The 21,516-nt window shown below is 64.9% G+C and carries 23 protein-coding genes; 10 read left to right on the top strand and 13 right to left on the bottom strand.

Features of this window, described 5'->3' with window-relative positions:
• The first annotated feature begins 197 nt into the window (after window positions 1-197).
• On the top strand, window positions 198-809 hold the full coding sequence (locus tag B4U45_RS01560; RefSeq protein ID WP_075547905.1) for a TetR/AcrR family transcriptional regulator: 612 nt from the start codon (window positions 198-200) through the stop codon (window positions 807-809).
• A gap of 34 nt (window positions 810-843) precedes the next feature.
• On the opposite strand, the gene B4U45_RS01565 is transcribed toward B4U45_RS01560, so the two are convergent.
• Entirely contained in the window at window positions 844-1,743 is a 900-nt protein-coding gene (locus tag B4U45_RS01565) for an alpha/beta hydrolase fold domain-containing protein (RefSeq protein ID WP_240316420.1), read from the bottom strand.
• Between the two features lie 447 nt (window positions 1,744-2,190).
• Window positions 2,191-3,597, bottom strand: coding sequence for a DUF2254 domain-containing protein (locus B4U45_RS01570; RefSeq protein WP_075547907.1), 1,407 nt, complete (start codon window positions 3,595-3,597; stop codon window positions 2,191-2,193).
• 288 nt (window positions 3,598-3,885) lie between these two features.
• Between B4U45_RS01570 and B4U45_RS01575 the strand changes: the two genes are divergently transcribed.
• From B4U45_RS01575 to B4U45_RS01590, 4 genes are all read left to right on the top strand, one after another.
• Window positions 3,886-5,331, top strand: coding sequence for an NAD(P)-binding protein (locus tag B4U45_RS01575; protein ID WP_075547908.1), 1,446 nt, complete (start codon window positions 3,886-3,888; stop codon window positions 5,329-5,331).
• Window positions 5,332-5,353: 22 nt separating this feature from the next.
• Window positions 5,354-6,079 carry an acyl-[acyl-carrier-protein] thioesterase gene (locus B4U45_RS01580; RefSeq protein WP_075547936.1) on the top strand — a complete coding sequence of 242 codons (726 nt, stop codon included), beginning with the start codon at window positions 5,354-5,356 and terminating at the stop codon, window positions 6,077-6,079.
• 131 nt (window positions 6,080-6,210) lie between these two features.
• A complete protein-coding gene (locus B4U45_RS01585; protein WP_075547909.1) occupies window positions 6,211-7,539 on the top strand; it encodes an acyltransferase family protein in 1,329 nt (442 codons plus the stop codon).
• A gap of 127 nt (window positions 7,540-7,666) precedes the next feature.
• The gene (locus B4U45_RS01590) at window positions 7,667-8,578 is read left to right on the top strand and encodes a universal stress protein (RefSeq protein WP_083154026.1); all 912 of its coding nucleotides are present in this window, start codon (window positions 7,667-7,669) and stop codon (window positions 8,576-8,578) included.
• 485 nt (window positions 8,579-9,063) lie between these two features.
• Here B4U45_RS01590 and B4U45_RS01595 read toward each other — a convergent pair whose 3' ends face one another.
• Entirely contained in the window at window positions 9,064-9,732 is a 669-nt protein-coding gene (locus tag B4U45_RS01595) for a TetR/AcrR family transcriptional regulator (protein ID WP_082275489.1), read from the bottom strand.
• Window positions 9,733-10,004: 272 nt separating this feature from the next.
• Here B4U45_RS01595 and B4U45_RS01600 point away from each other — a divergent pair, with 272 nt between their 5' ends.
• Together B4U45_RS01600 and mbp1 are read left to right on the top strand one after the other, a co-directional pair.
• On the top strand, window positions 10,005-11,807 hold the full coding sequence (locus B4U45_RS01600; RefSeq protein ID WP_075547911.1) for a thiamine pyrophosphate-requiring protein: 1,803 nt from the start codon (window positions 10,005-10,007) through the stop codon (window positions 11,805-11,807).
• A gap of 315 nt (window positions 11,808-12,122) precedes the next feature.
• On the top strand, window positions 12,123-12,356 hold the full coding sequence (mbp1, locus tag B4U45_RS01605) for a microaggregate-binding protein 1 (protein WP_036395802.1): 234 nt from the start codon (window positions 12,123-12,125) through the stop codon (window positions 12,354-12,356).
• 77 nt (window positions 12,357-12,433) lie between these two features.
• On the opposite strand, the gene B4U45_RS01610 is transcribed toward mbp1, so the two are convergent.
• The 4 genes from B4U45_RS01610 to B4U45_RS01625 all read right to left on the bottom strand — a co-directional run bounded on the left by B4U45_RS01610 (window position 12,434) and on the right by B4U45_RS01625 (window position 14,905).
• Complete coding sequence (locus B4U45_RS01610; RefSeq protein ID WP_082275490.1) at window positions 12,434-13,129, bottom strand: HAD family hydrolase; 696 nt, start codon at window positions 13,127-13,129, stop codon at window positions 12,434-12,436.
• A gap of 36 nt (window positions 13,130-13,165) precedes the next feature.
• Entirely contained in the window at window positions 13,166-13,549 is a 384-nt protein-coding gene (locus B4U45_RS01615; protein ID WP_089025072.1) for a hypothetical protein, read from the bottom strand.
• 167 nt (window positions 13,550-13,716) lie between these two features.
• A complete protein-coding gene (locus B4U45_RS01620; protein ID WP_075547913.1) occupies window positions 13,717-14,385 on the bottom strand; it encodes a UdgX family uracil-DNA binding protein in 669 nt (222 codons plus the stop codon).
• A gap of 133 nt (window positions 14,386-14,518) precedes the next feature.
• Entirely contained in the window at window positions 14,519-14,905 is a 387-nt protein-coding gene (locus tag B4U45_RS01625) for a MerR family transcriptional regulator (RefSeq protein ID WP_075547914.1), read from the bottom strand.
• A 148-nt stretch (window positions 14,906-15,053) separates the two neighbouring features.
• Between B4U45_RS01625 and B4U45_RS01630 the strand changes: the two genes are divergently transcribed.
• Together B4U45_RS01630 and folE are read left to right on the top strand one after the other, a co-directional pair.
• Entirely contained in the window at window positions 15,054-15,503 is a 450-nt protein-coding gene (locus B4U45_RS01630; protein WP_075547939.1) for an Hsp20/alpha crystallin family protein, read from the top strand.
• Between the two features lie 415 nt (window positions 15,504-15,918).
• On the top strand, window positions 15,919-16,653 hold the full coding sequence (gene folE, locus B4U45_RS01635) for a GTP cyclohydrolase I (protein ID WP_240316835.1): 735 nt from the start codon (window positions 15,919-15,921) through the stop codon (window positions 16,651-16,653).
• On the opposite strand, the gene B4U45_RS01640 is transcribed toward folE, so the two are convergent.
• Together B4U45_RS01640 and B4U45_RS01645 are read right to left on the bottom strand one after the other, a co-directional pair.
• The gene (locus tag B4U45_RS01640) at window positions 16,650-17,537 is read right to left on the bottom strand and encodes a universal stress protein (protein ID WP_075547915.1); all 888 of its coding nucleotides are present in this window, start codon (window positions 17,535-17,537) and stop codon (window positions 16,650-16,652) included. The two genes, folE and B4U45_RS01640, sit on opposite strands and share 4 nt — an antisense overlap.
• Window positions 17,538-17,707: 170 nt before the next feature.
• Window positions 17,708-18,592 carry a universal stress protein gene (locus tag B4U45_RS01645; protein WP_075547916.1) on the bottom strand — a complete coding sequence of 295 codons (885 nt, stop codon included), beginning with the start codon at window positions 18,590-18,592 and terminating at the stop codon, window positions 17,708-17,710.
• 245 nt (window positions 18,593-18,837) lie between these two features.
• Here B4U45_RS01645 and B4U45_RS01650 point away from each other — a divergent pair, with 245 nt between their 5' ends.
• Entirely contained in the window at window positions 18,838-19,137 is a 300-nt protein-coding gene (locus B4U45_RS01650; RefSeq protein ID WP_089025068.1) for a cold-shock protein, read from the top strand.
• 11 nt (window positions 19,138-19,148) lie between these two features.
• On the opposite strand, the gene B4U45_RS01655 is transcribed toward B4U45_RS01650, so the two are convergent.
• From B4U45_RS01655 to B4U45_RS01670, 4 genes are read right to left on the bottom strand one after another with little or no spacing between them, the layout of a single operon-like run.
• Window positions 19,149-20,024, bottom strand: a complete 876-nt coding sequence (locus B4U45_RS01655; RefSeq protein ID WP_075547917.1) for a formate/nitrite transporter family protein — start codon at window positions 20,022-20,024, stop codon at window positions 19,149-19,151.
• A gap of 38 nt (window positions 20,025-20,062) precedes the next feature.
• On the bottom strand, window positions 20,063-20,623 hold the full coding sequence (locus tag B4U45_RS01660) for a flavin reductase family protein (protein ID WP_176357685.1): 561 nt from the start codon (window positions 20,621-20,623) through the stop codon (window positions 20,063-20,065).
• Complete coding sequence (locus B4U45_RS01665) at window positions 20,620-20,886, bottom strand: hypothetical protein (RefSeq protein WP_075547918.1); 267 nt, start codon at window positions 20,884-20,886, stop codon at window positions 20,620-20,622. The genes B4U45_RS01660 and B4U45_RS01665 overlap by 4 nt, the downstream gene beginning before the upstream one ends.
• Window positions 20,883-21,497 (bottom strand): RNA polymerase sigma factor, encoded by a 615-nt coding sequence (locus tag B4U45_RS01670; protein ID WP_075547919.1) that lies wholly within the window; start codon window positions 21,495-21,497, stop codon window positions 20,883-20,885. The genes B4U45_RS01665 and B4U45_RS01670 overlap by 4 nt, the downstream gene beginning before the upstream one ends.
• Between the last annotated feature and the right edge of the window lie 19 nt (window positions 21,498-21,516).

Consider the following 21,516-nt stretch of genomic DNA (forward strand, 5'->3'; position numbering starts at 1 on the left):
CGTTGGTGACTGTCCAACCGGACCTGTAGACACCGACGGGGCGTTAGCAGCGTCGCCGTGCGCGCGGCATGCCATGCCGCTTCGCATTTCAGAGCGCATTTCAGAGCGAACATCGACGTCCACCGCGGCGAAGTGGCCCGTCACGTATCCGATGTGGCAATGTATCGGTTACATCAGCACATCGGAGGCGAGGGCACATGCCGTCAACGACGACCAGCGACAAGCCGGTACGGGTCACCAAGCGCCGCGCCGAGACCCGCGGCCGTCTCATCGAGGCGGCATTCCGGGTGTTCGCCGACAAGGGATACGGGCACGTGACCATCGAGGACGTCTGCGAAGCCGCCGGCTACACCCGGGGCGCGTTCTATTCCCAGTTCGACACCCTCGAGGAACTTTTCTTTCTGCTCTACGACCAATGGGCGGCCCGCACCGCCGAACAGGTCCGCGCCGCCATGGAAGGCAGCGAACCTGTCACCGACCTGCCCAACGTTGTCGAACGCATCGTGGGCACCCTGCTTTTTGAACGCGACTGGCTGCTGATCAAGATTGACTTCCTGCTCCACGCCGCTCGTCACCCCGACCTTGCCCACCGCTGGGAAGTCCACCGCGCGCAATTGCGCAACGTGATCGAAGAGCGGTTGATTGCCAGCGGCATCGAATTCAACCAGTCCCTCAACACGGTCGCCGACACTGCCCGGGCAATCGTCGCGGTATACGACGGCGTCAGCATCCAGCTGCTGCTCGACAGCGATCAGGCCGCCGCTCGCGCCTGGCTCACCCAACTCCTCAATATGGTCCTGAGTCGCTGAGCCAGGCAACGTTGCTGGCCGCACTGGGCGATCGCTATCCGCGCAGGCGCTCCACGATAACTGCCCGTGCGGCACGGCCTTCCGGAATCGGCATCAGCGGGTAGACATGCAGCAAACCGAATCGCTCATGGTAGTCGATATCGACACCGGTCGCGGTGGCCTTCTGGACCAGCGCCCGCGCGTCAGGGTTGAGAATGTCGCGGGTCCCACTGAAAACAGTCAGCGGGCCAAGACCGGTCAGGTCAGCCGCAAGCGGACTGACGCGCAGATCATCCGGGTTCAGGTGACCACGCCAACAGTCCCCGAACACCGATAGTGCTTCGCGCGCCAGCCACGGATCGGTCAGCTCGACCGAATTGATCATCGGGTTGCTCAACGACACGTCCAAGGCCGGCGAGATCAACACGGTGCGCGGCAGAACCACGTCATGGTCGTCGCGCAGTAGCAGGGCCGTCGACAACGCGATTTGACCGCCCGCGGAATCGCCGGCCAGGCACACGCGGTGGCCGGTCGACATGTTCTCGACCACCAGTTGAGCGACTTCGGGCACCACATCGGCTGCGGTGCCAAAAGGGAGCAACGGATAGATCGGGACGACGACCTTCACGCGTGCCCCGGCGGCGACGTGAGTCACCAATCGCCAGTGCTGTGAGTTGATTTCGTTGACCCAGGCACCGCCATGGAGGTAGACCACGGTGTGCGTATGCGCGCCGTTCTTGGGTGCCACGGCATAGATCGGCCAGCCGGATCGACGGCCGACCTCCACGCTCACGTCGGGGCGCAACCGCATTGGCGGTCCGTACGGCGACGGACGCAACGCGCGGGCCGCGATGTGCTTGCGGGCATCTGCGGCGCTGGTGTACTGGCGCGTCCTACCGGTGATGCGGAGCATTGCGGGCATGGTGCGGCTCGCCCAGCTGGGCCCACGTGTCACGGCTCGTTCCTTCCGCTGACCTCAGGCAATGGTTCCACTCCCCCGAAACGGACCCTGGAACCGACCACGTCCAGTGTGGCGCATGATGCCGCCGGAAGGCATCAACCACTTCGCGGGCCGCGTCACCGCTCAGCAGCTGGCGATGCCGTGAGGTCTTCAACTCCAGGCGTCGCGGGTAGCCGTTGACCACGCCATCCCAAAGCAGCCGCGTGGTCAGCGCGGGCCGACACCGGTGCGACGGTGGACGGCAATATCACGCACCACCGGCAGCCTCCCGACGCGGTCCGCCATGACATCCCGACGGCCCTGCGCCACAGCGCATTTCACGCCTTAGGCGATGATCCGGATGTCTGTCCGTAGCGATAACCGGGGTACGCAGCTCGAAGGTGTCGGCTGCGCGAAGCCGTCGGCGACTTGACGGCAAGTCCGCGTCAACTGATGTCGGCATCAACGGATCGTCGGAGCCCACCGCCGATCCAAGGCTTCCCCTACTGCGCGGGCGAGGTGATCGATCTGACTACGTCGAACAGCGTCGAAATCCTGCTCGCCCGCTGCCTGCCGCAAACGGACCAGGTGGTCCGCGATGGCCCGTCGATGTTCGGGCACGGACGTGGTCCAGGCAACCTCGCGAAGCATTGACAACAGTCTGGCCAGCACCACAAAGTCTTTGGCGCCGTATTGCTGTACCTGCGTGCACACTACGTCGAGCATGTCGGCGAGGTCTGGTCGCGACACCACCACCCGAGGCGAACCACTATCGTCTCGAAAAACCTTGCGTCCCAACGAATAACCAACGAGGTGGCACAACACCGCCGTGCCCGAGCTCAACCCGTGCACGGCCGTGGTCGGGTCGTTGATGCCGGGGGATAACGCGCGAATCACCACATCGGTGAGTTGCCGCAGTCCGTAACCGACATCCTGGGTGGTCGTGCGCTCCAGGCCGGTGCGCACGGCATCACAGACACGTTTACGCAGCAACGTGACTCGTTCCTCGTCGAGCGGGCTTCCGGGCTTCGCGGACCAACAGAACGCCATTGGCACACCCTCGACCAAAAAGGACCCGACCTGACGGTCGATCCACACCACCGCGCTGGCATCCATTGCCGCCTTGAATATGGCCTCTTCGTCGACTTCCACCAGGAAACCCGAGGATCGCGCGACGATGACCGCGTGCTCCCGGGGTAGCGATGGCGGGTCGTCATTCCGGCGCTCATCCAGTGGGTCTAGGACGCGATGGGCAGTCGCCCTGGCCTCGGTACTGACGTGTCCAAGGATCGTCTCGATCCGGATCTGACGCACGAGGTGACCCAAAAAGACTACGAGCGCCAGCACGCTCGCCATGGCCAGCAGGTAGGACACCGTGACCGCGATCTGAGGGACGAATTCAGTCCGCTGGCTAGTGGAGTTGCGGACGGTGCGCAAGACCGTCAGGGAGTAGGCGAACGTCGCCAAGAACAACGCGAGAGTGCGTTGAACAACGCGATCTGCGGCGAATGTCCGCAAGAGCCTGGGAGTGTACTGACTGCTGGCCAGCTGCAAGGTCACCAGGGTTAACGAGAACGTCAGTGATGTCACTGTCACGAGCGAGGTCGCGATAGCGCTCAACAGCTCGCGCGCGGCATCGGCCCCACCGCCAAACAGGTACGCCGACAACCCAGACGGCATATGCGGGTCGACGATGCTATCGAATTCGGGGAGAGCCACACCCATGACGACCGCGGTCACCACACCAACCGCCGGCACCGGCCATAGCCGGGTGCGCAGCCCTTCGGCGAACGCGACGCGCCGCTGCCAAACAACGCTGAGCAGGCGTCGCACGCCGGAAGCTTCCCGCTTAGCGTGAGGCACCGGCATTACCGGCGGACCAGGAAGCGTCGGTAGGTGTGCATTCGGCTGACCTCCTCGCATGTACAGCACAGACACTCATAGACCGCCACATGATCCGCCGACACCGGGGAAGCTGACGGCATCGCGTTACGCGCCGCTGCACGGAAAGGGATTCCCGCCCGTGGCCGCGGTCAATCGGCGTCGATTCCGGCGGCGGCCTACACTCTCCCAGCAATAGTCGCTTCGCCACGGTGACGATGGATTCGCTTACCGCTCGCGACTCGACGTCTATATCCCGTGCTCGAAGGAGAGCCTATGCAAGGGCCAACGGCAACCATCGAGACCGACTACCTGGTGGTCGGCGCCGGGGCGATGGGAATCGCGTTCACCGATACGCTCCTTGCCGAATCCGAGGCACGCGTGGTCATCGTCGACCGGGCACATCAACCGGGTGGGCATTGGACCACGGCCTACCCTTTCGTGCGGCTGCACCAACCGTCGGCGTATTACGGCGTCAACTCACGAGCCCTGGGCAACAACACTATTGACGCCGTCGGCTGGAACCAAGGTCTGAACGAACTCGCCTCCGTCGGCGAAATCTGCGCCTACTTCGACGCCGTGATGCAACAGCAATTCCTGCCCAGCGGGCGCGTTGAGTACTTCCCCATGAGCGACTACCTCGGCGACGGCCGATTCCGGACGCTGGGTGGCGCGGAATACCGGGTCACGGTCAGGCAGCGCATCGTCGATGCCACTTATCTGCAAGCCGTCGTGCCGTCGATGCGGCCGGCGCCGTACTCGGTGGCGCCCGGGGTCGACTGTATTGCACCCAACGAGCTGCCGAAATTCAAGGCTCGCGACCGATACGTGATCGTCGGCGCCGGCAAGACAGGTATGGACGTCTGCTTGTGGTTACTGCGCAACGGCGTCACCCCCGAGAAGCTGACCTGGATCATGCCGCGCGACGCCTGGCTGATCGACCGGGCAACGCTGCAGCCGGGACCGACGTTCATCAAGAAGTTCCGGGACAGCTACGGCGCCACGCTCGATGCCATCGGCAACGCGACATCGGTCCAGGACCTGTTCGACCGGCTCGAGGCAGCCGGAACCTTGCTCCGGCTCAACCCCGCGGTGCGACCCACCATGTATCGGTGCGCGACCGTGTCACAACCCGAATACGACCAGTTGCGCCGCATCGACGACGTGGTCAGGATGGGCCATATTCGACGCATCGAGCCCACCGCCATCATGCTCGACGGCGGATCGATCGCCTCGTCGCCGTCCGCCCTCTACATCGACTGCACCGCCGACGGAGCACCGCAGCGGCCGGCCACACCGGTTTTCGACGGCGAGCGCCTCACCCTGCAGGCGGTGCGGGGCTGTCAACAGGTGTTCAGCGCGGCGTTCACCGCGCACGTCGAACTTGCCTACCCTGACGATGCGGTGAAAAACGAACTCTGCGTGCCGATTCCACATCCGGACACCGACCTGGACTGGCTACGGCTTACGCATTCCGATCTGCGTAATTTTCAGCGGTGGCTCGCCGACGCCGAGCTGACCGACTGGCTCGGTTCGGCACGGTTGAATCTTCTCGCCGAGCTGTTGCCGCCGTTGTCGCACAAGCCGCGGGTACGTGAGCGGGTGGTGTCGATGTTCCAGTCGAGGTTGAATGCCGCCAGCGAGCGACTGGAAAAGTTGCTGAGCGACCACGGCGGCGATACCGCTGCAACGGTGAGGAGTGGGCGTGCCGCGGCACACTGACGTCGACGCGCCATTGGCCGACATGCCCGCCGCGGGATACGTCTACCGGACAAGCTGGCGACTGGCCACCACCGACATCGACGAGCACCAGAGGCTGCGCCTGGACGGAGTAGCCCGCTATATCCAGGAAGTCGGCGCCGAGCACCTGGCCGATGCCCAGCTGGCCGAAGTCCATCCCCACTGGATCGTGCTACGCACCGTGATCGACGTCGTCGAGCCGATCGAGCTACCCAGCGACATCACCTTCCGCCGTTGGTGCGCAGCGCTTTCCACCCGATGGTGCAACATGCGCGTCCGCCTTGACGGCGCTGCCGGCGGACGGATCGAAACCGAAGGTTTCTGGATCTGTGTGAACAAGGACACCCTGACGCCGTCGCGGCTCACCGATGACTGCATCGCCCGCTTCGGCAGCACCACTGACAACCACCGGCTCAAGTGGCGCCCGTGGCTCACCGAGCCGGTAACCGACGGCACCGAGACACCATTTCCACTGCGCCGCACCGATATTGATCCTTTCGAGCACGTCAACAACACCATCTACTGGCACGGCATCGTCGAGGTACTCGGCCAGCTGCCGGCCGGTGCAGAACTGACCGCGGCTCCACATCGCGTCGTGCTCGAGTACCGCAGCCCGATCAAGTACGGCGAAGCCGTCACCATTCGTTCCCACCAGCGCGACGGCCGCATCCACATGCACTTCGTGGTGGGTCACGACGTGCGCGCCGCCGCTTTGGTGCGCAAGCTTTGACCAGGCAGTCGCCGCAGATTTCCTGGCCGGCCGCCGAAGCGTTCCATCAAAGCCGGTGTCCGCGCCGAATCGCGTTGGCGTGCGACGAGTACCCTCGCGCTCGTGCAGGTCGCTGAGCTTTCCCCAATCTGATGGACCCCGCAGCCACCGGTCGACCGGCCCGCGATCTTGCCGTCGACTTTTACCGGGTGTCGGGCGTGGTCCTCATCGTCCTGGGCCACTGGCTGGCCGGGTCGGTGACGTATCACGACGGACAGTTCGGCCGGCAAAATCCGCTGGTCGACCAGCCCTGGACGCAGTGGCTGACGTGGCCTTTTCAGGCGGTTCCGGTTTTCTTCCTGGTGGCCGGCTACGCCGGCGCGGTGTCATGGACACATCGTTACGGCGACGGCGGTGTGTCGCGGCAGGACTGGATTCGGCATCGGGTGGCGCGAGTGCTCGGACCCACGGCGGTGTACGTGGGACTGGTGTCGGCAGTCGTGGTGGCGCTGCAGGTCTCCGGCCTGCCTGGCTCGGTGCTGGAGTATGCGGGTTGGGCGGTGGCGATGCACCTGTGGTTCCTCGCCGTGTATTTGGTGGTGGTATCGCTGACGCCTGTTGCGATGGCCGCACACCGACGTTGGGGGCTCATGGTGCCGGCGGTACTGGCAGTTGCGCTGGTGGCGGTGGATACCGCTGCGCTGGCCGGTCATACGCCCTCTCTCGCCGGCCTGAATTATCTGTTGTGCTGGGGCCTGCTCTACCAGCTGGGGATCTGTTGGCAGGCAGGGTTGTTAAGCGGCCGCCGACCGGTGGTGATTGCCGCCGGATCGGCGGTCGCGCTGGCCCTGGTCATCTGGATCGGCCCCTATCCGGTCAGCATGATCGGGGTTCCCGGCCAAGCGGTACAGAACAGCATGCCGCCGTCGGTGGCGATGCTGGCGTTCGCTTGCACCCAGGCCGGCATCGCGGTGGCCATCGCACCCGCGCTCAACCGCGTGCTTCGTTCTCGCCGATTGCAGCGGCTGTTGTCGGCCGCCAACAGCAATGTGATGGCGCTCTACCTGTGGCACATGGTGCCGGTGGTGATCGTCGCGGTCGTCGCCTACCCGGCCGGGCTGCTGCCACAACCGGCCCAGGGGACGGCGACGTGGTGGCTGGCCCGGCTGGAATGGGAGGTGGTCCTGAGCCTGGTGACCGCCGTAGAGATGGCGTTGTTGTGGTGGCTCCGGCGATTCTTCGCGGCACCGCTGCCGACGATCCGGATACCGCTGCCGCAGCGTTGGGCCGAACCGAGCATGCTCGCGGGTGCCATGATGGCAGCTGCCTTCCTGTGGGTGGTCGCCGCGGCGGGATTTGCTCCGGACGGGAAATATCCGTGGATAACCGCGCTGGTTTTCGTGCTCGGCCTGACACTCGTGGCGTGCCGGCCCACAACGGCCACCCGGCGGTCAGTCGATATCTCCCTAGAGCCCAATTGAGCTCTGCGCCAACCTCGACGGTGCGTTCACGGTTAGAGGTCTGAAGGCCCATCGACAAGGGACCAATGCCTCGTTCCCCGAAGCGGCTGAACCAATAACGTCCAAGCGCAAAGGAATGAGGAAACGCATGTCCAAGATCGACAGCCATCGGGGAATCGTCGTCGGCGTCGACGGCTCGCCGGGCTCTCACGCGGCGGTCCGATGGGCCGCCCGCGACGCCGAGTTGCGCAATGTTCCGCTGACCCTGGCTCATGTTCTCCCGGCCGCGGCGGGAACGCGGCTGGTCTCGTCGGTAACCCCAGGGCGGACCCGCAGCCGAATCGACGCCGGAGAGCAACTGCTCGACGAGGCGCTCAAGATCGCCGAGAAAAGCTGCGAACGCGGGCCAACCCAGGTCTACCGCGAAATGCCCAGCGGGACCACGGTTTCAACGCTGACCAAGCTTTCCGAAGACGCCCACTTGGTGGTGGCCGGTTGCCGCGGCGTTGGCTCGTTGCGAGGCCGACACTTGGGTTCGGTGAGTTCGGGGCTCATCCATAACGCGCGGTGCCCGGTGGCGGTCATCCACGACGATGTCCCAATGGCGGCCGATTCCGAGCGAGCCCCGGTGCTGGTAGGCATCGACGGGTCACCGGAGTCGGAAGTGGCGATTGCCATCGCGTTCGACGCCGCCTCTCGGCGCAAGGTGGACCTGGTGGCCGTGCACGCATGGAAAGCACCTGGCGTGTTGGATCCCATCGTCAGTTTGCCGGGTCCCGGCTGGCCGGAACTGCGGACACATGAGGACAAGATCGTCGCCGAACGCCTGGCCGGGTGGGGCGAACAATACCCCGATGTCGTTGTCCGTCGAATGATCGCGCGCAACGATGCGGCGCCTGAACTTGTGGGAACGTCCAAGTCGGCGCAACTCGTGGTGGTCGGCAGTCGCGGAAGCGGCGGATTCGCGGGGATGTTGTTCGGTTCGGTCAGCGCCGCCGTGGTGCTACTGAGCCATGTGCCGGTCATAGTCGCACGCAAAACGGTCGCCAAAAGACGCTAGGACCGCGCTGATCTAGTCGCCGCGGGCCACGGAATCCCGGGTCTGTTCATCACGTGTAGATCAGCGCCGCCCTAGACCCGCTCGCAAGTTCGGCCCGGATGTACCTGCCGGAACTCTCTCGGTTTGACGAATATAGGTATGGAAAGCCTATCCTAACTAGTGCCGACAGAGAAAGGCTGACCATGCCCATGTTGCCCATCGATCCACACGCTGACGCTTGCCGGCGCGCCTGGCTACCCTGCCCGAATTGCAACTGGGGCCGCAACGCGTGTTCGGAATGCCGCAGCAGCCGCAACTGCGGAACCCATTGGCAATATCTGCTCAGCAACCGGGCGACCGAACTGCACCTGCAGTGTCCCGGATGCACCACTTTGTGGTCCACTGACACGCGAAACCGCCCGCAAAACACGGCGGTTGGTCATCGCTGACGCGGCGACGGCATCGGTTACCCACCCCGTTCCGGCACCAAAACCAATACCAGAGCGTCACGCAACCGAACCCGATTGGCCCCGGCCATCGAGGGCAGGAAGCGGGCGCTGGCAAATGGTGCGCGCCTCCTGAGCATCGAGGCCGAACAGACGCAACAACCTCTCGGTGACCATGTCAGCGGCTAACGCATCGTCACGACGCGGATCCGCACGCAAGAGGGCGCCTAGCCCCAGCAACGCACCCCCGGCCGTCGCTAACGCCAGGTCGGGGTCCCCCACCCGAAACCGTCCGGCGTCGGCGGCTGCCTTGATGTCACGCAGGGCACGAGGAGCCAGCCCGTGATCGGATGACAGCAGGTTGGTTCCGGTGGCCAACAGAATGTCCGTCTCCAGTCCTCGCCGACGAAACAGCCTGCCGGTCAGCCGGAAACTGACGGCAAACGTTTCGGCAGGATCGTCGATCGATGCGGTGAGCCGGTCCAGCAACGCCCCATGGGTGTCAAGCACGTCGGCTACCGCAGCGGCGAACAGCTGCTCCTTACTGTCAAAGTGGTTGTAGAACGAGCCCATGCCGACGTCGGCAGCCTGGGTGATCTCGAGCACCGGCGCGTTGAACTTTCCCTCGGCGATCAACCGCTGCGCAGCCTTGACCAGCGCTGTCCTGGTGCGCTGCTTGCGTCGCTCCAAACGGTTCGGCGGCTCGGCGCCCCCGTCACTAGAAGTCATCACTATGGCAGTATGACTCGGTTATGAGGATATCGTCAGAAATGCGCCTAGAGCGGACCTCCTGATCCGCCCCGCTTCAACCAGCGACCTCACCACGGATTGATTTGCCGCCGCCGGGAAACCCGCGCGGCCCGGTTCCGAGATGATCGTCGACTATGTGCGCGATCCCGCGCGGACCGTCACCCGCCCATTAGGGCGTCTAATCAGGCCGATGAACGGGTAACCCCTGTCCGATAAGGCTGGCAACGGAGGGCAACAAAGAGAGGTGTGCAATGGCGGCGACCGAGGTGAGTGATTTTCTGCTGGGGCGACTCCGCGACTGGGGCGTGGAACATGTGTTCGCTTATCCCGGCGACGGAATCAACGGGCTCCTGGCAGCGTGGGGCCGGGCAGACAACAAACCGATGTTCGTCCAGGCGCGACACGAGGAGATGGCCGCCTTCGAGGCCGTGGGCTACGCAAAGTTCAGCAACCGGCTTGGGGTCTGCGCGGCAACCTCGGGCCCGGGCGCGATCCATCTGCTCAACGGTCTTTACGACGCCAAACTCGACCGGGTGCCGGTGGTGGCGATCGTCGGACAAACCAACCGCAGCGCAATGGGGGGCTCCTACCAGCAGGAAGTTGACCTGTTGAGCCTGTATAAGGACGTTGCCAGCGACTACGTCCAGATGGTAACCGTGCCCGAACAGCTGCCCAATGTCTTGGACCGGGCCATCCGCACCGCGTTGACCAGGCGAGGGCCGACTGCGCTGATCATCCCGTCCGACGTGCAAGAGCTCGAGTACTCCCCGCCCGCACACGAATTCAAGATGGTTCCGTCCAGCCTCGGGTTTCAGCGGCCAGGAGTGGAGCCGGCACTCGACGGCCTGCAACGGGCCGCGGACGTGCTCAACGCCGGTAAACGGGTCGCGATGCTGATCGGATGCGGGGCCCGCAACGCCGCCCGGGAGATCGTCGAGCTCGCCGACGTTCTCGGCGCCGGAGTCGCCAAGGCGCTGCTGGGCAAAGATGTGCTATCCGACGAATTGCCCTTCGTGACCGGTGCCATCGGTTTGTTGGGTACGCGGCCAAGCTACGAGATGATGCGCGACTGCGACACCTTGCTGACCATCGGGTCGAACTTCCCGTACACGCAGTTCCTGCCGCCGTTCGGTGGGGCTCGCGGCGTGCAAATCGATATCGACCCCACGCTGATCGGAATGCGATACCCGAACGAGGTGAACCTGGTCGGTGATGCCGCCGCCACGGTGCGCGCGTTATTGCCACTGCTGCAACCCAAGTCCGACCGATCCTGGCGCGCGACGATCGAAAGAAACGTGGCACGCTGGTGGGAGACCATGGACATGGAGGCCGAGGTGGCGGCCAAGCCGATCAACCCCATGCGACTGTTCGCCGACCTGTCACCCAAACTGCCCGACAATGCGATCATCACTGCCGATTCGGGATCGTCGGCGAATTGGTATGCCCGCCAACTGAAATTCCGCGACGGCATCCGCGGCTCGCTGTCGGGCAATCTCGCCACCATGGGGCCCGGAGTTCCCTACGGTATCGGCGGGAAGTTCGCCCATCCGGACCGTCCGGTGATTGTCTTCGCCGGTGACGGCGCGATGCAGATGAACGGCATGGCCGAGTTGATCACGATCGCGCACTATTGGAAGCAGTGGGCGGACCCGCGGCTAGTCGTGGCGGTGCTGCACAACAACGACTTGAACCAGGTGACCTGGGAAATGCGCGCCATGGCCGGAGCTCCGAAATTCGCTGAGTCGCAAACTCTTCCCGATGTCGACTATGCCGGGTTTGCCGCCAGCCTGGGCTTGGGTTCGGCGACGCTGACCGACCCCGATCAGATTGCGACGGCCTGGGATCAGGCGCTGCTGGCCGATCGGCCGACGGTGCTGGACGTGCACTGCGACCCGGATATCCCGCCGGTTCCGCCGCACGCCACGTTCGACCAGATGAAGAGCGCGGCCAGCGCAGTGCTGCACGGTGACGAAAATGCGTTCGGCATCATCAAGGAAGGCATCAAGATCAAGGCGCAGGAGTTCTTGCCACACCGGGAAACCAGCAGCCGATAAGCACGCCAGTCGCTCGCCGGCACTGTCACCACAACCCCGGTCTGTTATCGGGCCGAGATTTCGGCCCGGTCGGTCTCGGTACTGTGCGACATGGCCGAAGCTGGTATCGCATCACACGGCCGGTTCCCAGGGAACATAAGACGCCGGTGACCCAAACCACATGTTTGACACCGCGACCATTCGGAAACCCTTGCAGTGCAGGGATGTTTTGGATTTGACGCGCACTACTGGCGTTCAAGTTCCCGCCCTGCTGGCTGAGCGCAATCGAGCGAGCGCGAGGTCGCCATGCGAGTAGTAACCGATAGGGAGGAATTCATGGCGGAGAAAAGTGGCCCCCAAGAGGGCGTCGAGGGCGTCGTCGAGGGTGCTAAAGGCAAGGCCAAGGAGGTCTTTGGAGCTGTTACCGGCCGCGACGACATGAAGCGCGAGGGACAGGCTCAGCAGGACAAGGCCGACGCCCAGCGGGACGCGGCCAAGAAGGAAGCCGAGGCTGAAGCCGCCCGCGGCAGCGCCGAGGCGTCCGAACAACGTCAAGAAGCCAATCAGTAGCTTGAAAGCAAATGGGCCCGGTCCGACTTCGGACCGGGCCCATTCGCTTACTGGGAACCTGCGAAGACCGCCGACAGTCAGCAGGCGACAAGTCGGGCCAACCGGGCGATCGGTGTCTCCTCGAGACGGTCCAGCAAGTCTGCGGCGTTCGCGAACACCATTGCAGCCCCTGCGCTTTCGAGTTCGCTTCCGGAGACGCCGCCACTGAGCAGCCCGATACTCGCTACTTCTGCACGGGCACACGCTTGGGCATCCCACACCGAGTCGCCGACGAAAACCGCGCGGGTGCTGCCGACGCCCGCTCGGTGAAGCGCCACGTGGATAATGTCGGGTTTGGGTTTTGCGGTGTCCACGTCGCCGGCCGACGTGACCTCGGCAACGACGTCATCGCTGTCGAGTACCCCACGCAACAGGGCCAATTCGTCTTCCGGGGCCGACGTGGCAAGTACCACCTTGAGGCCGAGCCCGGCCACGCGTTGCAGCAAGGCGCGTGCGCCCGGCAGCGGTCGCAACAGGTGGGACGCTTGCTGGTAATACCGAGAATGTAAGTCCTTCAAGTATTTCTGAGTGTCCTCGGACGCATTACCAGACAGCGACTTCACCAGAGTCGAACCGTCCATCCCGATGGACCGGTGGATGCGCCATGTCTCGACGTCGATCCCCGCCGTTGCGAATGCCCGGAGCCAGGCGTCGATATGCAGGTAGTTGGAGTCCACCAGGGTGCCGTCGACGTCGAACAGGACCGCCGGCCGAGGCGCGGGATCGGTAGTCACCGTGAGGATTTCGCTGTCTGATAAGGCACTGACCGGTTAGCTCCTGAACAGAATGGCCGTCGCTGCGATATCGACGACCAGCAAGGCCAACGCACACAACGGAACGACAAAGCCGCGCCGCCGGGAGGCCGTGAAGAAGGAGGCGACGAGCGTTGACACCGCCACTACCGGAGCCCCATACAGCAACACGCCATACATCAGACCGTTCGGGCCCAGGTCGGGGCACTGAGCGCCGCTGCATGCAGCCATGCTCATCGCCGCGCCGATGGCGAATACCATGACGAGTGCTGCCACGGGCACCGTCAGCAACGCCAGCACCCAGTTCACCAGGATGCGACGCCCACGATTGTGCTCACCAGTCTGCGGTGGGATGTCCGCGTCGGTGATGAGCTCGTGGTGTTCATGGTTCTGCAGCCTCATCAGCACCTCCCTTCCTGGGGTTCCGCGCAAACTGGCGGCGAGCCGCGGCGCCCACGATCGCTTCTTACCCGACTACCCGCGCGGGTTGAGTCGAAACATGAGGCCCGGCGCATGCGACCCGCGGCGGCGCCCCGGCTTCGTCGGCACCTCGGCGGTTGACGGCCCGGTCAGCGCCCGATGACCAGGTCGATGCCGGCCCGGGCACTCTTGAGGTCCTCGACAAACAGTGCGTAGGACTCGCCGTGGCGGTCACTGCGATCCCGCAGCACCGCCGACGGGTGAACCGTTGCGGTCACCCGTGGTTCGGGGTCGATCGCGACCTGCAAGGTCGCGGGCAGCCGTAACCGTTCACCACGATGTGCGGTCACGCGAAACGCGCTGCCCAGCAAGGATTGTGCGGCCGTCGCACCCAGACACACGATCAATCGTGGCCGTACTGCCTCGATTTCGGCGATCAGCCAGGGCCTGCAGGCTACGACTTCGGTTCGGGAGGGTTTCTGATGTATGCGCCGCTTGCCCTGCCTGCGGAACTTGAAGTGCTTGACGGCATTGGTCTGATAGGTCAATCGTGGGTCGATGCCGGCGTCGTCGAGAGCCCGCTGCAGCAGTCGGCCGGCCGGGCCGACGAACGGAAGCCCTTCGTGGTCCTCGCGATCGCCCGGCTGTTCCCCGACCAACATGAGCGGCGCGTCAGACGTGCCGTGGCCGAAGACGGTCCGGGTGGCGTCGGCGTACAGCGCGCAACCCCGACAATTGCTCGCCGCATCCTCCAACAGGGGCAATTCACGTTCGTCGGGGAGGTAGCGCCCCGCCCCAGCGGCAGGTGCTGCAGTCATGGCCGAAACCCGCTCCGGCCGATTGCGTCAGCGCCGACCTCGGTACCTTCTGCCACCGGTACTCCTTCGTCGACGCGTGTCCCACCTCGGGGTACCCGCTTCGACGGCACGCAATCCGGGCCGAGCCCCGCCGTCAGGCTTCGCCGCCGGCGGCAACTCGGGTGGCTCGGGTCGATCTTGCGGTCCCTTTCGCGGCGTTGCGCAGGGAGCGGTTGGTGGCCTGCAAGTTGTCGTTCGCAGCAGCCAGTGCCGCATTGTCGTCTTCGAGACTGAGGATGCGCGCAATTCCGGCCAGGTTGATTCCGGCGTCAACCAGAGCGCTGATCCGCTGCAGCCGGGCCAAATCGTCAGCGCTATAGCGCCGTGTCCCACCGTCACTACGAGCGGGGGTCAACAATCCATAGCGTTCATACAGCCGTAGCGACTGCACCGCGATACCGGAGAGCTCGGCTGCCACCGAGATGCCGTACACGCCCTGGTCAGGCGCCGGCGCGCCGGTTTCGCCGGGACGGTCAGCCATAGCTCAGCTCCTCGACTGCTACTCGCATAGAAAACCTCTCTATCACACTTGCATTGTAATGTCGATAGTGATATAAAAAATCTATGGCTATAGCCATAGATATGCAGGCCCCATTGAACCCAGCAGATTGGAGTGAGAGGTGACCACCATGCTGATGCGCACCGACCCGTTCCGTGATCTGGACCGCTTCGCCCAGCAGGTGTTGGGCACGGCCGCCCGGCCAGCGGTGATGCCCATGGATGCGTGGCGGGACGGCGAAAAATTTGTCGTCGAGTTCGACCTTCCCGGCATCGACGCCAACTCCCTCGATATCGATATCGAGCGCAACGTGGTGACCGTGCGCGCACAACGGCCCAGCGTCGATCCGAATCGGGAAATGCTGGCCAGCGAGCGCCCGCGCGGAGTGTTCAGCCGCCAGCTGGTGCTCGGTGAAAACCTCGACACGGACCGGATCGAGGCGTGCTACCAGGAAGGCGTCCTGAGACTGGTGATCCCGGTGGCCGAGCGGGCCAAGCCGCGCAAGATCTCGGTTGCGCGCGGCAATGGCCACAAGGCCATCGACGAAGCTGGCGCGCAACCCGAGGTGATCGAAGCCTGATCGGGGGTGGAGGCGCGGCGACCGAGGCCGGCATCGCCCGGACTCGCCGCGCCTCCACCAGACGGCATGTTCGCACCATCGATGCCTAGACCCGACTGGCTTCGCGGTCCGCAGAGCTGGACCGATTACTGCTGACTGCGCATCGCCGCGCCGCGGGGCAGTCCGGGCAACGGTGACGTTTCCCTCGATCGGGGGACACGAGATTCATCCGCGCAGTGACCCGTCAGCCGACAGACATCGCCGCAAGGCGAGGGCATGGTACCTGATGGAGCAGTGTCCGCGTCGGACCCGCTCCTGCCACACACCGCGAGCAGCAAGGGCGCACCGTGAAGGTTGGGCACGGGTCAGCCGCCGGACGGGAATCGAGAATGACCAGCATCGCAGTCAGCGCTGAGCCCGCGATCGGGCGGGCTGCATGACGGCCATCCCGTCGGCGCCACGCCAGGCCCGTTATCAGATGCCGCCGGTCTGCTCGAGCGGCTGGGCGATGACCAACGACGAGGTGGCGCACGGGGCTGCGGCCTACCCCGCCGACATCGACTACCAGACGACGGATTCGCCGCCGTGGTGGGACAACAACGCCGACGCGGCCGTCGAGGGAGCCGTACGGCAGCTTCTGTCCGCCCTCGGCGTCGACGAGGGCGAGCACACCGCCGAAACACCTGCGCGTGTCGCCCGCGCGTGGCGGGAGATGCTGTGGGGATACAACGAGGTCCCCGAGGACCACCTCGACACCGATTTTCCCGCTCCGGACGACCCCGGGCTGATCGTCCTGCACGGCATCTCGTTCGCCTCCACCTGCGCGCACCATCTGTTGCCGTTCTCGGGGACTGCCACCATCGCCTACCGCCCCCACCCCGGGCAGCGCATCGTGGGCCTGTCCAAGCTTGCTCGGCTGGTCCACGGTTACGCCGCGCGGCTGCAGGTTCAGGAGAACATCGGGCACCAGGCGACCGCCGGGATCATGCGCAAGCTCAACCCCTCCGGGGCCATGAGCGTCATTACCGCACGACACGACTGCATGAGGCTGCGCGGAGTGCGCGAGCCGGCCGCCGAGGCAACCACCGAGTCCCGCAAAGGCATGTGGCTGGACCGGGAAATTGCGCTGGTCCATCGCCTACATGCCGGCGGTCGTCCCGGCGCCTGTTAAGACGACCGCGCCACGATCAGGGGCATCCGCACGGCGTGCACCACCGCGTTGCTCACCGACCCCAGCAGTACGCCGGTGACGCCACCGCGGCCGTGACTTCCGACCACCACGAGCTGAGCGGTTTGCGACCGTTCGACGAGCTGCCGTGCCGGACGGTCACATACGACCACCCGGCGCACGGTCACATCGGGATAGCGCTCCTGCCAGCCGGCCAACCTCTCGGCAAGCAGGACCTGCGCTTCGGCTTCCACCGCGGACCAGTTCAGTCCCGGCAGCTCGACCACCTCGAGATCGCTCCACGCATGCAGCGCGATCAGCTCAACCCCGCGACGGGATGCTTCGTCGAACGCCACCGCCACCGCAGCCTCCGACGCCGGTGACCCGTCGATCCCGAGCAACACCGGGGCGTGCAACGGATCCGGCATCAACGGATCTTCGTCACGGATGATCGCGACCGGACACCGGGCGCGTCTCACCAGGCTCGAACTGACAGAACCCAGCAAGACCCGGGCCAACGCGCCGCGGCCGGAGCTGCCAACGACGATCATCTCCGCCTCGGCCGACATTTCGACCATGGTGGCTACCGGCGTGGAAAACACGATCTCGCTTTTCACGGTGAGCTTCCGCTCCCCCGTGACCGACTCGTCGGCGATCTTGTGGGCAGCGGCCAGAATCTTGCGGCCCTCGTCTTCCTGCCACACCGCCCAGGTGTCCGGGTAAGGCATCGGCGGCCAGGTAGCCACATCGGTGCTCACCACATGGACGATGGTCAGCTGAACGTTGCGCATTGCCGCGTCGCGGGCCGCCCAACATACCGCGGCATTCGAGGCGGGTGAGCCGTCGGCTCCGACGACAACGCCGAGACGCTTTTCCAAAATCGACATTTCGTTGCTCCTCCGATTACCTGACGTGCGTCGGCAAAGCTGCGACCTAAGCCCAAGCTACAAAACACCTACCGCTGTGGCGTCTTCCGAACGGCCTGACCAGCAGGGACCAAAGACCTCTGTTTCCGGTGTTTCGGGTATTTCGGGTGTTTGGTGCACGCGGCCGGCGATCAGGCGGGACGCACGACGATGACCGGGATTTTCGCCGAGTGGGCCACGGCAGAGCCGACCGAACCCAGGAGCATGCCGGGAAATCCCCCGCGGCCGCGACTTCCGACCACCACCAATTGCGCGTGCAGGGCTCCCTCGAGCAGCCAGTGCGCTGGCTTGTCACAGACCAGCGACCGCTGAACGCGCACGTCAGGGTACTGCTCCTGCCAGCCCGCGAGGCGTTCGGCGAGAACCTCCTCCCCCTGGCTCTCGCGATCGCGCCAGTCCATCCCGAGGATGGGGAAAACGCCGACGTCACTCCACGCGTGCAACGCGACCAGGTCTACGCCGCGACGGGAGGCTTCGTCGAATGCCAAGGCCGTCGCGGCCTCCGAGGCCGGTGATCCGTCGATGCCCACCAGCACCGGCGCGCTGGTGTCCGGAGCCACACCGTCGTCGGAATGAATGACCGCTACCGGGCCATGCGCATGGTGCAACAGCGCCGAACTCACCGAACCCAACAATGCGCGGCCCAGCGCGCCCATACCCTGACTGCCGACGACGGTCATCCAGGCGTCCTTGGAGGCGTCGATGAGCGCCGGCACGATGTTGGAATACACCACCTCCGTGCGGACATCCGGCGGGCCGGATTCACCCAGGCGCTCGTCCAGCACCCGGCGCGCCCGCTCGATCACGGTCTGTGCTTCGTCTTTCTGCCACTCCGGCATTTCGGTGTAGAGCTGGCCTACCGGCCAACCGACGACGACGGGGGCGACACCGTGCATCAAGGTGACCGGCATCTGGTGCAGGGTCGCCTCGCGGGCGGCCCAGGCCACCCCCGCGTCGGACTGCGCCGAGCCGTCGACGCCTACCAGAATCCCGTAATGCGTTGTATCCCTGGACATTTCACCCTCCTTGCAGCGGCCAGATGGGTAGCCGGCCAGCGACCGGCACCGAATGCTCACGTCGGCGCACTCTGGGCGGCGCGAGTCTCGACCTGACCGTATACGACGGCCGCCCGGTTCAGCAGAGACGATGGACCTCACTTTGACGCGGTTAATCCCAATCGGCTCGCCGGTGGGCCGAACAGCTCACGAAATCAGAGTCGAAGGACCCTACGCCGACACCCGCTCGATGGATACGGTCTGCCATGTCGGACTCCACCGACGGTAACGAGGGGAAGGCTGTCACCATGCCCGTCATCAATAGCTACGACGTCGAAGCGATGCTGGATTCGATGGCGACCGTGTCGTATGGCGTTATCAACTGGTTCGATGACGAGCGCGGATTCGGATTCGTGCATCCCGCAGACGGCGATCGCGACGTCTTCATCGATTCCTCCGAGATCGTCGATTGGCCTGCCGGCGGTGTTCATGAAGGTCAGCACGTGAGCTACCAAACCGGGGGCACCCGCCACTGGCCACTGGCGCAAGCCGTGCACATCCTCTAACGTCGCGACGGCTACCGCTCCCGCGGCTGAAGCCGCGCGATGACGTAGAACGGCAGCGCCACGAAGACCGTGCCGCCGACCAGATTGCCGAGGCTGGTAACGCAGATATTGGTGACCAAGCCGTGAGCTCCCCAGCCCCAGCTGATCCCGCAATGTGGGGCATCCTGGTGAAAAGCATTGAGCAGCAACGGAAGTCCCAGGAATCCGACATTAGCCACGACGTGCTGATCGCTGCCGATCACGAATGCGAACGGCCCGTAGAACGCAAAGCCCATCCGCGCGACATCGCTGCGCGCCTTGTAATACATGCACATGGCGGTTTGCAGGAACCAGGTGCACAGCACCGCCAGCAGGAAAGCGGTCCACAAGGGCTGGCCGGCTTTCTGGGCGCCGACGACTGCCGCACGGGTGGCGAAGGCACCCAGATACGGCCCCCCGGCCGCGGCGCAGACGGCGACGAACACGAGTGCACCAACGATATTGCCGCTCAGTCCGATAAGCAGCAGCTGCAAATAGCAGCTGACGCGCATCCGCCCCTGCAGCACCGCGAAGAAGCCGGCTGCCATGTCGGCAGTGATCAGGGATGCCCCTGACACCAGGATGAGAACAAAAGACATGCCGAACGCCAGACCCATCAGCAGGCTGGCGATACCGGGCGTGCCGACCCCGGTGCTGACGACCAACGATAGCAACGCGCCGAAACCCACCATCGCGCCGCCGACCAGTGAGCGGATCAGAAACGCCCACGGATGGGCTGATTTCTCGAGCGCCATGTCCGCTATTCGGGTCACCATGGCGGGAACACCGAGTGGTTCGAACGGATCACCGGCCCGGCGATCATCGGACGACGGGCCCACGAGGTCTGGGCCCAGGGCAAGCTGGGACATGATGCGCCTATCGGTAGGTATGGAAAGTGTTGTGTCGCTTAAGAAGCCACCGGGCAGACGGTGTCTGCCCAATCGTGCATCCGTCCCGAGTAATAGAGCAGCGGCAGGCCGCCGGCGCGGCGCACGGCGCAGGCGCGAATGAGCAGGATGACGTGGTCGCCCGCGTCGTAGATCCGGTCGATAAAGCCGCTTACCGAGGCGGCCGCACCGACAAGAACCGGACACCCGCAGTCATCGGTGTCGAATGCGACTCCCTCGAAGCGGTCGTCGACCTTGCTGGCGAAGCGGCGCGCCAGGCTCGCCTGGTCGTTCGCCAACACGTTGACAGCCACGGAGCTGCCGATACGGAACGCCGGAAGGCTGCCCGCGCTGCGCGCCACACACTGCAGCAATAGCGGCGGGTCCAGGGACACCGAGGCAAACGAGCTGATGGTCATGCCGACCGATCGGTCGCCCAGGCGGGTGGTCAGGACGGTGACGCCGGAGGGAAAGGCGCCCATGGCGTTTCGCATGGATGTGGCGTCGACGGGTCCGCCCAGTGTCCAAACCTGGTCCGGGCGGCGATCCGGTTGCGACGAGTCTGCAGTGGCGTTCGTCATTCCTGGCCTTTCCTGAGGGTGTTGATCGTGTTGATAACCCCCGTGATGTGCTCGTCGCTGAGCTTTTCCCCGTCGAATACGTGGTTGAGCAGAACCTTGAGGTCGAGCATTTGCTGCAGATACACCAGGCATGGCGGGCACTCGTCGAGATGTTTGGCCACGATCGCTCCCCACTCCTGCGGGTCCGAGTCCACCAGGTCGTCGACGAGTCGGAGGAAGTCGACGCAGTCGACGGCGGGGACCGTGTTGTCGTAGACGGTCATCGTTGGTACCGCTTTTCCAGTTCATTTCGGAGGTTTGCCCGGGCACGGTAGAGCAGGGCACGTTGCGCCTCGGCGGACAACTCGAGGATCTCGGACGCCTCTTCGGCGGAGGTGCCGACCAGGTCGCGCAGGATTACCAGCTGCCGCTGCCGCGGCGGCAGCGTGTCCAGCGCCGCCCGCACCTGCTCGACGAGTTCCCTTGCGACAGTGCGGTCCTCGGGGAGGAACCGCCTCGACGGCGGCACGCTCCAGTGCCCGGCGTCGGGATGGCCGGCCGGGTGCATCCGGTCCGACAGCGGGTCGGTGTCGTCGGTGGCCAGCAGCTCGTGCTCGCGGATCCGGGACTCGCGCCGCCGGTGCCGCGACGCGGTGTTCTTGACGATCCCGAACAACCAGGTGGCCACCGACGAGCGACCCTCGAACGAGGCCGACGACCGCATCACCTGTACCCATGCTTCTTGTACCGCTTCTTCGGCCGCCGTTGGCGAGTTCACCATTGTGCAAGCAAAACTCACCATTTGGCGGTGATAGTCGCGCACCAAGCCGGCCAGCGGAACCCCGCCGACCATGTGCTCGGATGCGGATCCGGGTGGGACCGCGACCGGGGTCATCGTCGACCCGAGCGGTCAC

The organism is Mycobacterium persicum, from assembly GCF_002086915.1.
Lineage (GTDB): Bacteria > Actinomycetota > Actinomycetes > Mycobacteriales > Mycobacteriaceae > Mycobacterium > Mycobacterium persicum.